10 protein-coding genes are annotated in these 14,088 nt (G+C 34.8%); all 10 read left to right on the top strand.

Features of this window, described 5'->3' with window-relative positions; all coding sequences use genetic code 11:
- Positions 1 to 5: 5 nt before the first annotated feature.
- On the top strand, positions 6 to 1,583 hold the full coding sequence (locus tag C1Y58_RS04400; RefSeq protein WP_170311516.1) for a response regulator: 1,578 nt from the start codon (positions 6 to 8) through the stop codon (positions 1,581 to 1,583).
- A 136-nt stretch (positions 1,584 to 1,719) separates the two neighbouring features.
- Positions 1,720 to 3,171, top strand: coding sequence for a DEAD/DEAH box helicase (locus C1Y58_RS04395; protein ID WP_105614761.1), 1,452 nt, complete (start codon positions 1,720 to 1,722; stop codon positions 3,169 to 3,171).
- 159 nt (positions 3,172 to 3,330) lie between these two features.
- A complete protein-coding gene (locus C1Y58_RS04390; protein WP_105614760.1) occupies positions 3,331 to 4,212 on the top strand; it encodes an AraC family transcriptional regulator in 882 nt (293 codons plus the stop codon).
- A gap of 304 nt (positions 4,213 to 4,516) precedes the next feature.
- Positions 4,517 to 6,622 carry an ABC transporter substrate-binding protein gene (locus tag C1Y58_RS04385; protein WP_157949945.1) on the top strand — a complete coding sequence of 702 codons (2,106 nt, stop codon included), beginning with the start codon at positions 4,517 to 4,519 and terminating at the stop codon, positions 6,620 to 6,622.
- A 91-nt stretch (positions 6,623 to 6,713) separates the two neighbouring features.
- Positions 6,714 to 7,700 (top strand): ABC transporter permease, encoded by a 987-nt coding sequence (locus C1Y58_RS04380; protein ID WP_105614758.1) that lies wholly within the window; start codon positions 6,714 to 6,716, stop codon positions 7,698 to 7,700.
- Positions 7,700 to 8,893 carry an ABC transporter permease gene (locus C1Y58_RS04375; protein ID WP_105614757.1) on the top strand — a complete coding sequence of 398 codons (1,194 nt, stop codon included), beginning with the start codon at positions 7,700 to 7,702 and terminating at the stop codon, positions 8,891 to 8,893. Before C1Y58_RS04380 ends, C1Y58_RS04375 begins: the two co-directional genes overlap by 1 nt.
- 13 nt (positions 8,894 to 8,906) lie before the next feature.
- Positions 8,907 to 9,962 (top strand): ABC transporter ATP-binding protein, encoded by a 1,056-nt coding sequence (locus tag C1Y58_RS04370; protein WP_105614756.1) that lies wholly within the window; start codon positions 8,907 to 8,909, stop codon positions 9,960 to 9,962.
- A 15-nt stretch (positions 9,963 to 9,977) separates the two neighbouring features.
- Positions 9,978 to 10,973 (top strand): ABC transporter ATP-binding protein, encoded by a 996-nt coding sequence (locus C1Y58_RS04365; protein ID WP_105614755.1) that lies wholly within the window; start codon positions 9,978 to 9,980, stop codon positions 10,971 to 10,973.
- Positions 10,974 to 11,021: 48 nt separating this feature from the next.
- Positions 11,022 to 11,558, top strand: coding sequence for an HAD family hydrolase (locus tag C1Y58_RS04360; protein WP_105614754.1), 537 nt, complete (start codon positions 11,022 to 11,024; stop codon positions 11,556 to 11,558).
- Between the two features lie 250 nt (positions 11,559 to 11,808).
- The gene (locus C1Y58_RS04355; protein ID WP_105614753.1) at positions 11,809 to 13,932 is read left to right on the top strand and encodes a helix-turn-helix domain-containing protein; all 2,124 of its coding nucleotides are present in this window, start codon (positions 11,809 to 11,811) and stop codon (positions 13,930 to 13,932) included.
- Positions 13,933 to 14,088: the final 156 nt, after the last annotated feature.

The following is a 14,088-nucleotide window of genomic DNA, read 5'->3' as shown; positions in this document are numbered from 1 at the left end:
GTCATATGTACAAAATACTAATTGTTGATGATGAAAGGGTCGTGCGTTTGGCACTCCATAATATGATTGAGTGGGAAGAGATGGGTGTTGAACTAATTGGGGAAGCCAAAGATGGACTAGAAGCTCTTAAAATGATTGAAGAGTATGGAGCTCATATTATCATCACAGATCTTAAGATGCCCAACATGGATGGTATACAACTGATACAGGAATTAAAAAAGCAACAGTTTACAGGAAAAATACTTGTACTCAGTAATTATGATGATTTTAAATTAGTGAAAAAGGCTATGCAGTTAGGTGTAATAGATTATATACTCAAAGTAACCATGAAGGTACATGACCTTAAAGAAGCTATCACAAAGGTTATTCAATTGCTTGATGAAGATAAAGAGAAAAAAGCCAAAAGTATTGATAATAAGATTCAGGCAAGAAGAGGTGAGAAGCTTTATCGTGAGAAGATGGTGCGATCAATTTTGCATGAGGAACCACAATGTCCTATACAGTTCCACCAATTCCTTCAGGATTTAAGCATTCATGTGCAGATGGAGTCAAATCTCATGTTTTATATACAGATTGATGCCTTAGCAGGAGCTATCCATAGTCAAAAGATAAAAGACATTCAGTTATTAAGTTTTAGCATTAAAAACATTATATCTGAGATAATACATCGTAGAACTGTTGGGGAGATTGTTGATTTAAGCCCAAAAGAATTTGTACTGATCACCCCATCAGATGCCATTGATGATCCTTTATCCTTGGCAAAAAGAATTGCTTATATGCTCAACATGTATATCAATCTGTCTGTGAGTATTGTGATAGCAAAAGGTAAGGGTATGGAGCTGCATAGAATTCTTAAAGAAAGTCAAAAATATATATCCTGTAAATTCTATCACGGTCCAAGTAATATACTCTATTTAAATGATTCATCCATTGATTTTGAACTGGACGTGGATTATGAAAAGCTTCTTAGAAGCATCAGAGGTCGCGTTTATAATAAGGAGTGGGCACAGGTTTATCAAATTTTTGTGTCGATGATGGAAAGGGGTAAGAAGGAGAACATATACCCGGTTATTATCAAGAACGTGTGCCTAGTACTCTTAGATCACATCGTTAATGTGCAAAAAGATCCCTCTTTATGGCGCTATGAAAAATTGGAGGAAGAGCTTCATCACGTAGAATTCATGGATGAGTATAGCAATAAAATAAAGGAATTACTTAACAAACTAGAACAACAATCCTATAAAAAAATTGATAATCAAGACAGCGTTATAGAGCAAGTGGAGCAATATATCTTGGGCAATATGAATAAGAAAATTACCTTAAAAAAGTTAGCAGAATATGTCCATCTTAATCCAAGTTATCTTAGCCGATTGTTTAAGCAGATTAAAGGCGTCAGCCTCATTGATTATTCCAATCAATTAAAAATTGATAAAGCCAAAGAAATACTACAACAGGAGGATATTTCGATTCAGCAGGTAGGACGTGCTATAGGTATCCAGGATCCTTATTATTTTAATAAGGTATTCAAGAAATATGTTGGAATAAGTCCCTCTGTCTACAAAAAAGCATGGGGACAAAAATAAGAGATATGAAAGAAGACATCTAGGATAATATAGATGTCTTCTTTTCGTATACCTTTTAGTTATAACTATGGTATAATGTGTCCTAGAATGGATAAAGTACTTAGATACATATCCTAGATAAAAGGTAGGTAAATACATGGAAAAGAATACAACAAATGAATTTGGAACCAAGTACGGCATTGATATAGATGTGTGTAAAGGGTTAGATATCATGGGTTACCATCACCCTATGCCAGTTCAAGAAGAAGTAATTGAGCATGTTTTGGATAGTAAAGATTTAATTGTTCAATCCAAGACAGGAAGTGGAAAGACAGCAGCTTTTGGTATACCTATAGTCGATCACTTAACAGTAGAGGAAAATTTACCACAAGTTCTGGTCTTAACACCAACAAGAGAACTAGCTGTACAAGTATGTGAAGAGATAGCTAACATTGGTAAGTATAAGAAAATAAGATGTTTACCGATTTACGGTAAACAACCTATTCACATTCAGCTCAGACAACTCAAGCAAAGAGTACATGTAGCTGTTGGTACACCAGGGCGAGTCAGTGATCTTATTAAGAAGAAGCATCTAAAGCTAGATGCTATCAAGTATCTTGTCATCGATGAGGCGGATGAGTTACTGAAGAGAGGCTTCATTGAGGAAGTGGAAGGTATCATCAAGAAAATACCTGATGATCGAACAACTTTACTATTCTCTGCAACCATGCCTACGAAGATTGAAGAAATTTGCACAGCCTATATGCAGGAACCTGAAAGGATTGAGATTGCTTCTGATGAAGCGCCTATCGATCAGATCAAACAAACATACTACGAAGTAGCTGATGACTGGAAGTTCAAATTATTGACTGGAGTACTTCAAGAGCTGAAGCCAGAAAGCTGTATGATTTTTTGTAATACTAGAACAAAAGTTGAACAATTGACTAAAAGATTGTCACAAGCTAAGTACCCATGTACTGCTTTACATGGTAAGATGGCTCAGAAATATCGCCTTAGAGCTATATCTGATTTTAAAAATGGTAAGTACCCATTTATGATAGCCACTGATCTTGCAGGAAGAGGTATACACATTGATAATCTGAATTTGGTTATTAACTATAACATACCTGTAGAGGATGAAAGCTATGTCCACCGCATTGGACGAACAGGACGTGTAGGAGAGAAAGGTATGGCTATCTCCTTTGTATCCCCTCATGATAAGAAACGATGGCAAGAGATACAAGATTATATTGGTTATCAAGTGCCAAAGGGCTCTGATGATCTCCTTACTAATGACAATACTAGTAAGGGGAAGGGGAACAATCAACAAAGGATGCAGCCAAGAAGAAAAGCACAAAAGGATTCCCAGTATAAAGATATTACGAGAATAAGAATTAATGCAGGGAAGAAGAAAAAGATACGCCCAGGTGATCTATTAGGAGCTATAAGTAATCTACCTGGTATTAAATCTGAAGATATAGGTATTATAGACATCCAAGACACTTGTTCCTATGTAGAAATATTTAATGATAAGGGTCAGTTGGTGGCAAGAGAACTCAGTAAGAGTAAGGTCAAAGGAAAGTCGGTTACAGTTAAAAAAGTACGATAAAATAAATAAGGTTACTTATAGATAAATATAGATCTGTAAGTAACCTTTTCTTGTCTTCTTGTCATACTAGCATGTCATAAACATTCTTTGACATTGATTTTTATAATTATTAAAGGTATATTTAAATTTAAAGATTAAAGATAATCGGGGGTAAATAACATGATTGCTGATTATAAAATGAGTATTTGTAGTCAACATACACTAAATTTAAATTTAACACTTTATTATTGTGGCTCAAAAATATGCAAAGAAGAAATTTGGGAGCCAAGATATGATGACAATTATACTCTCTTCTATATTTTTAGTGGTAGTGGTAAGGCTTGTATTGGTAATTCAGAGTATGATTTAGAAAGCAACGAAGGGTTTTTAGTTCAACCAAAGGAGACGGTTACTTTTCACTCCACAAGTGAAATGAGTGAGATTGCCTGGGTTGGTTTTTATGGACTAGGTGCCGATGCATATCTGGATAGAGCAGGTTTAACACCCAAAAATCCTGTTTTTAGAGATGATGATGAAGAGGGAATTCGTAAAAATTTCGTAGATATTTTAGCAGATTCCAGACTCCAGCATAATAGATACTGTAAAGTACAAGCATCCATGTATATGATTTTTTCAAGACTTCTAGATATCGATGATGTACATGCTCTCAGCTTTCGTACAGAAAACTTAATTGAAAATTATATCAAGAAAGCTATGCAGTATATTAATACCCATTACGGAGATAAGATCACAGTCTCCGATGTGGCCAATTTTGTTGGTATTGATCGTAAATATCTACACCATATTTTCAAAGAGAAAATAGACATTGGTCCTCAACAATACATTATTATTTTCAGAATGACAAGGGCTTGTTCGTTCCTATCAGATACCAATAAATCTGTCTCAGATATTGCAAAAACAGTTGGTTACGAAAATCCTCATAACTTCTCAAAAATGTTCAAAAAAACCTTTGGTATGTCCCCGAAAGAGTACAGGGAAAATCCGACATTTATTAAGTATAATATGGTAACTTGGGGGAAAGCGCTGAATAATATAACCTAAATTATAAACGACATTAGGATATGTTTGTAGGACGTGAAGACATTTACTCCTTACTAGTAATTAGATAAAATAGATAATATAAACGAGTTGATAATAGTGTTTATGTAGCGAAATGTGGTAAGACTCTATAGAATTACATCACTATTACCATAAAAATGCTGAATAATTCACCAACCATTTGGTGGATGTTGGAGATATGGGTGGATTCTGATAAAAGAGTCATTAGGATACAAAACTATTATTACTTATTATGTATTTTGTATTTATACATGAGGTTATCAAAATTGTAAGGGGAGGTTATAAGATGTTTAAGAGATTTATTTCGTTTATTCTAGTGTGTGTTCTTGCTATGAGCGTTGTAGGTTGTGGTGGCTCAGAAGAAACAGCTGGTAGTGAAAGTAATGATTCAAAGAGTGGAGTGGCAGACCAAGCCAAAGATGGTGGTAAGGAAGCTGCTGATCCAGCCACAATGGAAATGGAAGCACCTATGTTAGCCGAGAAAGTAAAAGCTGGTGAACTTCCTGTTGTTGAAGAGCGTTTACCTGTTACAAGTGATATTATGATAGAGCCAGATGTTATGGAACTAGGTAATTATGGTGGAAGTATTACCATTACTCAAGATGACCATGCACGCTGGAAATGGGGACCTTACACAGAGCAAAGTATGTTTAGATTCAAACAAGATGGTTCTGGTGAAGTAGAAGCAAACGTATGTAAAGATTTCTATGCAAACGATGACAGTACAGTATGGACTATTGAACTTCGTGAAGGTATGAAATGGTCAGATGGTGAGCCATTTACAGCTGATGACGTTATTTTCTATTATGACCATATGTCAACTCCTGCTTTAAATGAAGATAGAACGCCTGTACCAGTAGATGATCCAGGATACTACAATTCATTTACAACTAAGCCTTACAGAGCTTACTATGTAGAAAAAGATGGCCAAACTTATTGGGCAGAATTTGAAAAGATTGATGATTATAAGATTACAGTAACATTTGCAGCGCCTAAACCACTTTTCCCTGAAAGTGTTGCTATCGATAATAAGTGGATGTTTGCCCCAAAACATATTTATAAAGATTTTGTAGCTCGTAAAGACGGTGTTACAGATGATCCTACTTTCCCACTTATTACAGAAGAGCAAGCTATCGATAATGCGAATAAATTCCTTGATAGACAATGGGATTCTTATTCTAAGATGGGTAAAGGCGTTGGTTATTATAGCTGGGATTATTATCAAATTCCTTCATTAAGAAGTTTTGTAGCTGTCGATAAAAACAACTGGGACAAAGTTGGAGAAACTTATGAACTTGTTCGTAACCCATACTTCTTTAAGACGGATAGTGCCGGAAGACAATTACCTTACCTAGATAGTATCAAAGTTCAAATCATTAATGAGCTTGATCAAAGAACTCTTAAAGCAGTTGCAGGTGAGTTTGATGTTCATGAGCTAGTACAAAGTGAGTTCTCTGTTATTGCAAGTTCAACGAAAGATACACACCGTTTTACAACTTGGAGTATTTCAGATTGGGCTTCTTATGGAATCGAACTCAACCAAACTCATAAAGATTTAGATAAAAGAGCGCTATATCAAGATATAAAATTTAGAGAAGCATTATCTATCGCAGTAGATCGTGAATTATTAAGCGCTACACTTACAAAGAATCAGTTAAAGCCATGGCAGTCATCTCCTGTAGAAGGTATCCTTGGTCATGATGAAGAGTGGAGTGAGAAGTGGACAGCTTATGATGTCGATGGAGCCAATGCATTATTAGATGAAATTACTGAACCATGGGATAAGGCAGAAGGTACTTATCGTAAGTATAAAGGTACAAATAATGACATTGAAATGGTCTTCCATTTAAGAGAAGAAGATCTTGATAAATATGGTGAGTTCTTAGCTTTATTACAAACAGCATATAAGAATGTCGGTATCAAAGTATCAGACAAAGTAGTAGCAGAGCATGCTAAGATGATCTTAGCTAATGAACATGATGTTGTAATAGGAACACCAGGTGGGGTTACACCTGTATTAAGACCAGATAACATGTTACCAATGCGTAATTATTCAGCATGGTACGGTGCTTATGGTAAATGGTATGAAGATAACAAATCAGATGCTAATGGCGGTATCGCACCAACAGGTGATATGTTAGCACTTGTTGAAGCTTATGATACTATCAGAAGTGCAACTGGTCCAGACCGTGATGTAATCGTAAAAGAAAATGTACAAAAGATTTATGACTTACACAAGGAAAATATCTGGTCTATTGGATACTTATCACCAGAACCAGGTAGATGGTTAGTTAACAATAACTTAATGAACTTCCCAGATAACATTGCAAAATGCGATGAATACAGATGGGCAAGTATGATGAGACCTGAACAGCTCTATTGGGCTGAGTAGTAATTACAATAGATTAATTAGTTGAGAGATCAGCTAATTAATCTATTCTTTTAAGAAATGAAATGACTATTATAATGCTAAAGGTGATGAAATGAAAGAATTTATATTAAAAAGAATTTCCATGGCCTTAGTCACACTGTTGATTATTACATTTGTTGTATTTATCGTTATACAGCTTCCACCAGGTGATTTCGTAGATACCATCGTAACCAGTATGATTGCTGAAGGTGAAACGGTTACTGAAGAGGAAGTTATGTTAATGAAAGAAATGTATGGTGTGAATAGACCAGTATTAGTGCAGTATTTTGACTGGTTATTTGGAATACTCAAAGGTGATTGGGGTGTATCTTTTTATTACGATCAAAGTGTATTAGCTAAGATTGGTGAGGTATTAGGGAATACGTTAATGCTCTCCTTTTTAACCATGCTATTTACTTATTTAACGTCCATACCCATTGCAATCTATGCAGCAAAGCATCAGTACTCCATCGGGGATTATATATTCACATTTATTGGTTTTATAGGAATGGCCATACCCAACTTTTTATTTGCAATCGTATTAATGTTTATATCATATAAGTGGTTTGGCACACCAATAATGGGTCTGTTCCCAGAAGGCGGTATTACCTCATGGGCAAGCTTTGTAGATTTCTTATCGAGACTAGTTATTCCGATTATCGTAATAGGTACTGGTGGTACTTGTAGTTTGATACGTACAGTAAGAGCGCAAATGCTAGATGAATTAGAGAAACCATACGTTTTATGTACTAGAGCAAAAGGGGTAAGTGAGCAAAGAATTACTTATAAATACTCCATGAGATCCGTGCTGAATCCTATCGTTAGTGGATTAGGTCCCATGATATCAGGCGTATTTACAGGTTCTACAATTACAGCAATTGTATTGATGCTTCCTACTCAAGGACCAATACTACTGAAAGCCTTACAGTCACAAGATGTATACCTATCAGGAGGCATACTTTTAATTTCAGCTTCCTTGGTTGTATTTGGTACATTAATATCTGACATTTTATTAGCAGTTTTAGACCCAAGAATTAAGCATATGGAGGAAAGTAAATAATGAAAACAGTTGAATCTAATAAGTCTTTCCTTCACAATCTATTGGATAAGGAAAGACGTGCACAACGTAAAGAAGAAAAGAAAATCCGTAAACAAGAAAAATACTATATGGCATCACAATGGCAATTAATGTTCCGTAAACTGATCAAACATAAGTTAGCGGTTATTAGCTTCATACTTTTAGGTATCTTGTATTTTGGTGCTATCTTTGCAGAGTTTCTAGCTCCTCAAGGATTAGAAGATTACTCAGCTACATATTCAGATGCACCTCCTACGAAGGTTCATTTTGTTCATGAAGGAGAATGGATAGGACCTTTTGTGTATGCATTTAAATATGAATATGATGAATATGAGATGAAAATATTTAAAGAAGATGAAACGAAGCCTCATAAAATCGAGTTTTTTGTAGAAGGTTCTTCATATAAAATTTTAGGTTTGTTTGAAAGTAACACCCACCTATTTGGTGTGGATAATTCCAATCTTGAAGAGGGAGAAGATCCTGTCAGCCTTATGCTATTTGGAGCGGATCAATTAGGACGAGACTTGTTCTCAAGAATACTCATTGGTAGTCAAGTATCCTTAACAGTTCCACTAGTTGGTACAATCATTTCCTTTGTTCTAGCATTAGTTATTGGTGGAATATCTGGTTACTATGGTGGTATAGTTGATACGATTATTCAAAGAATCATTGAGGTATTAACATCCTTCCCGACATTACCATTATGGATGGCACTCTCAGCAGCTATACCAGCAGGAATTTCTATTCCGCAGGTATACCTTTATATAACCATTATCATGTCCCTATTAAGCTGGCCAAAACTAGCGAGGGTTGTAAGAAGTAAATTCTTATCTTTAAAAAATGAAGATTATATTACGGCTGCAAGGCTAATTGGTGTAAGTGACTTTATGATTATTGTAAAACACCTTATTCCAGGATTTATGAGTTACTTAATAGTAAGTTTGACGCTTGGTATTCCTGCCATGATTCTCGGAGAGACTTCAATGAGTTTCCTTGGTTTAGGTATGCGTGCTCCAGCTACTAGTTGGGGTGTGTTACTACAAGAATGTCAAAGTATCCCTAATATTGCGAATCATCCGTGGAAGTTGATCCCAGTTATATTTGTTATTGTTACAGTATTAGCGTTTAACTTCTTAGGCGATGGATTACGTGATGCAGCTGACCCATATAAGTAGTGAGGTGTAAGAGATGAACTCAAACAAGGATAATAAGTCTAAGGTTAATAACCAAAATGTTGTTGAGGTTAAGGACCTTAAAGTCAGTATTAAGTTAGACGAAGGTATACTAACACCTGTTCGAGGTGTAAGTTTTAACATAGGTGAAAAGGAAACCTTAGGATTAGTAGGTGAGTCTGGATGTGGTAAATCCCTTACCTCCAAAGCTATCCTAGGTATCAACGGTAAAATATGCAAAACCACAGGCGAGATTAATTTCAATATGGATGGTGAGACCACCAATCTACTTCAATATAAAAATAAAAGTAAAGAGTTAAGAAAGCTTAGAGGAAGTAAGATTTCCATGATTTTTCAAGAACCGATGACATCTTTTTCGCCACTGTATACAGTGGGTAATCAGATATCAGAGGCAGTACGTCTTCACATTACAAAAGATAAAGAAGAAGCTAGAGACATCTCTATTAAGATGATGGAACGTGTTGGTATTGCTAATCCTGAGAAGCGTTTTGAGCAATATCCTCATGAATTTTCAGGTGGTATGTTACAGAGAGCCCTTATTGCCATGTCATTGATTTGCAAGCCTAGACTCTTGATTGCCGATGAACCAACAACTGCTTTGGATGTAACCATACAGGCACAAATACTGGAATTGATGAAAGAATTACAGAAGGACTACGGCATGTCCATTCTCTACATTACCCATGACTTAGGTACAGTTGCTAAACTTTGTGATAAAGTGGCAGTTATGTACTTAGGTAAAATTGTAGAGTATGCATCAGTATATGATATTTTTAAAAATCCAATTCATCCCTATACAAAAGGATTAATCGGATCAGTGCATACAATTGGAGCAGCTAAAGAGAAACTATTTTCAATCGAAGGTACGGTTCCACTTGCAATGAACCTTGAAGATAAGTGTTCATTCTATGACCGATGTACTTATAAAGATAAGCAAAAGTGTGGAGGAGTAGAACCAACCCTTGTTGAGGTTGAGAAGGACCATTATGTAGCGTGTTACAATGTAGAACAGATTAGAGCTAATGATATGAAGAATGCAAGTAATCAATAGAAAAGGAGGAGTTATATGTCTGAAACAATTTTAAAGGTCGAAGAATTAAGTAAAATATTCTCCTCTAAAAATGTACATGTTAAGGCAGTTAATAACATAAGCTTTGATGTTAATAAAGGAGAAACAATAGGTATTGTTGGTGAGTCAGGTTGTGGGAAATCAACGCTAGGTCGTTGTATTGTTAATGCTCACAAACCTACTAGCGGCGATATTTACTATAAAGGATCAGATGGTGAGGAATATAACCTTGCTAAGTTGGATAAAAAAGCATTAAGAGGATTGCGTAAAGAAATCCAGTTCATCTTTCAAGATCCCTACTCTTCATTAAATCCACGTATGACGGTTTTTGATATTATTTCGGAGCCCCTGAAGGTTAATTTTAAAGACATGTCAAGAGAAGAGATTGAAGAAAGAGTTAAGTTCATGGCAGAAAAAGTAGGATTAAATCCAAGTTATCTGAAGCGTTATCCGCATGCTTTTTCAGGTGGACAACGCCAAAGAATAGGTATAGCACGTGCTCTTGTTCTATACCCACAACTTATTATTTGCGATGAGTCTGTATCCGCTCTAGATGTATCCGTGCAGGCTCAGGTTATCAACCTTTTAAAAGAGCTTCAAGCAGAACTGAACTTAACCTATCTCTTTATCAGTCATGACCTATCGGTAGTGGAATATATTTCTGATAAGATAGGTGTTATGTATCTAGGTAAAATGGTTGAGTACGGCAATACAGAAGAGATCTTTTCTAATCCTCTTCATCCTTACACAGAAGCGTTACTCTCAGCAGTGCCTATTGCTGATCCAACAAATGAAACTGAACGTATTCCATTAGATGGTGAAATACCTAATCCAGCAAATCCACCATCAGGTTGCTTCTTCCATACACGATGTCAATATTGTATAGATAAGTGTAAAACTGAAGAGGTTCAATTTATAGAGAAAGAACCTGGTCATTTTGTAGGATGTCATCGAGTAAATGACATAGAACTGAATGGTATTATTAGCAAGTAATCAAGCATACTGCAATTATAAGGACAACAAGATGTGAGGAGATAATAAATGAACGAGAAACAACTAGTAATTTTTATAGATAGTGGCGATACTCTAATTGATGAAACGAGTGAAGTTTATGTTGAGGGAGAACTTGTTAAAGAAGCAGAGTTTATTCCTGGTGCAGTAGAAACCATCAAAACATTAAAAACACGAGGTTATAAAATCATTATGGTAGCCGATGGATTGAGACAGTCATTCATCAATGTTCATAAACATCAGCATGACATGTACGACTATTATGATGGACATATTTATTCAGAAGATATAGGTGTGTATAAACCTGATGCCAAAATGTTCAAAGCTGCACTTGAAGCCGCAGACTTAACAGAAGATGATGTACATCGGGTAGTAATGGTTGGTAATAACATTGAGAGAGACATAAAAGGAGCCAATGATATGAATATGACCAGCATACATATCGATTGGTCCAAGAGATACCGACAAGAACCAAAAGATGATTCCGAGATTCCAGACTACTTCATTGAGAATCCAATTGAACTTATTGATTTAGTAGAGAAACTTAATAGTCAATTAGAAGCATAATAATAGTAGGCCGCTATATTCCGATGATGGAGTAGAGTGGCCTCTCTTATAAAGGGCTCAAAATCCTGTTTTAATTTTCTTAGCAACGGATTCAAATCTATTTAATCGAATAATATTTTCACCAGTTAGCAGCAATCAAGCAGGACAGGGTGTACTTTAGTTGAGTATTGTAGTATCCTAATAATATGATGTCGTTGTAGTACTGAATTTGTAGGTAAACTAAATTTGACTAATAAAGGACTGTGCTGAAATGAGGTTTAGTAGTGGGAAATCATCGTTTATTCAAATTATTCTTTCGCTGGTTTTGGTCAGCATCATACCCATTTGTGTTATTATCTTTTATCTTTATCCTCGAGTAAATGACTTAGTAAAAAGTGAGGCTTTGAGTCGAGAAAACAGTAAGTTATCGGATATCAGACAATCCTTTGATTTAGAAATGGAAGAATTTAACAAACTGCCTGTAGTGATCAGTCAAGAGCCTAAATTAACGAACTATGCCCTTAATAGGGAACCCTATAGTCGCTATTTGGGAGTCGAAGAAATAAAAAAATACGTTTCTGCAAATCTAACCGTTGAAAAATTATTGCTTTGGTATGAAGGACAGAATTACTTGGTTAGTGATGAGGGGGTTCACAGTAGAGAAGATTTTGAGGAAAAATATATTGATATTAATGATTTAAACACTGGTGATATTAAAAAGGTTTATGTGAAACCTACTGGTGAAGAGCAGATTCTTTTTGTTTTACCTGGCCTTAAAGACAGCAAGGTTATAATAGCAGTTACAGCAAAAACAATTGCTAATATTGCATCAACTGACAACTTAGATGGTATGTTATTTATTTTAGATAAGGATAATAATTTATTGTTTGAGAATAGACACGCCGACATAGTAAATATTGAAAACATTTATTATCATAGTGAAGAGAATCAGACTGAGACTTTGACCTATGAGGGAATTGAATATTTAGTACTTAAAGAACAGTCACAAGTTAATAGCTTACATTATATTTATTTAGCACCATACGGTAAGATTGTGAATCATATTAATGGTGAAAATCAGATGACAGTACTATTCATTGTTTTAATTATTTTAGCAGAAGCTTTTTTAATTTATATCCTAGCTAGTCATAACTATAAACCTGTCAAACAATTACTATACTCACTAGTTGGTGATAATTATAGGGAATATAATGAAAATGAGTTCCAAATGGTACAAAGCCATATCAATAAACTGATGGACGACTATAAATATGTATATAAGCATAATTTAATTAGGGATGTTATTAATGGAAAAATAAAATCAGTTAGTGCATTTAATCTAAAAGCAAAAACTTTCGACCTTGAACTTAATGGACCATATTTTAATGTTACCATGTTTAGATTTGCTCGACGAGATCGAGAACAAATTGATAACATACCAGGTGTGGATAAAATTGCATTTCCTTTGAATTCTCAGGTCACAGGAGATTTTACTTATGGATTTAATGAAAATACCGTTTTATTTTTATCTGGTAGTAAGAATAAGAACGCATTAGACTCCTTATTGCAGACAATATATGATATTGTAAAACTAGATAATAAGTACGAAATATATATTGGTAAAAGCAAAACTTATTCAGATTTAATACATATGAATGATGCGTACATTGAGGCTTTATCGGTAGTAGAGTATCAGATATTTAATGATGAAGAAGGCGTTATGTCTTATGAAAAAGTACCTCGGATGAATACGAAAAAGTCCTATCCATTGGAGAGTATGTTCTATTTCCGAACAATGTTATTAAGAAATGAATTGACTGAAGCCAATAATGAGTATAGGAATCTGATTAACATTGCATCCTATAAGCAAAACAGTATAATGATGACCCGTATGATCTTATACAATTTATATCGTATCATTGGTGAGTTTAGCAAGAAAGAAATAGAAAATACAAGAAAGTTCTATGATAAGAATACTGCAGTAAGCGATATGATTAAAATACTGGATGATGCCTATGCTACTATCAATAAACATAAAATAACTGAAGATGTTACGACAGAGAATGAATACCGGAAAATCGAGGATATTCTATTTTATGTCAACAATCACTATAACGATGATACTCTATCTCTATCTGTGTTAACAGAAGTGTTTAATATGACACAATCGAATTTAAGTCATTATTTCAAGAGTCATACAAATTTTGGTTTTAAAGAATATCTCAATCAGTTAAGGGTTGATCACTCAAAAGAATTATTACGGAATGATTCTATGTCCATTAAAGAGATTTCTGTTGCAGTTGGCTTTGCGTCAACAGCAACCTTCACTAGAAATTTTAAGCAATATATTGGTATGACACCGACTCAACATAGAGAAAAACTTATAACTGACTAAAGACAAATTATGAATAAATCAAAATATGAAAGAGATTAGAAGCCCTATGATTTGGGGTTTTTAATCTCTTTTCATGTGTACTTTCATAATTTGTAGGTCATTAATAATATGGATGTTGTTATCACATAAACGGCGATGTATGATAGTTGCAAAGGA

The organism is Vallitalea okinawensis (genome assembly GCF_002964605.1).
Classification (GTDB): Bacteria; Bacillota; Clostridia; order Lachnospirales; family PQDH01; genus Vallitalea_A; species Vallitalea_A okinawensis.
The sequence above is the reverse complement of the archived record's forward strand: the minus strand, read 5'-3'. Positions and strand labels throughout refer to the sequence as shown.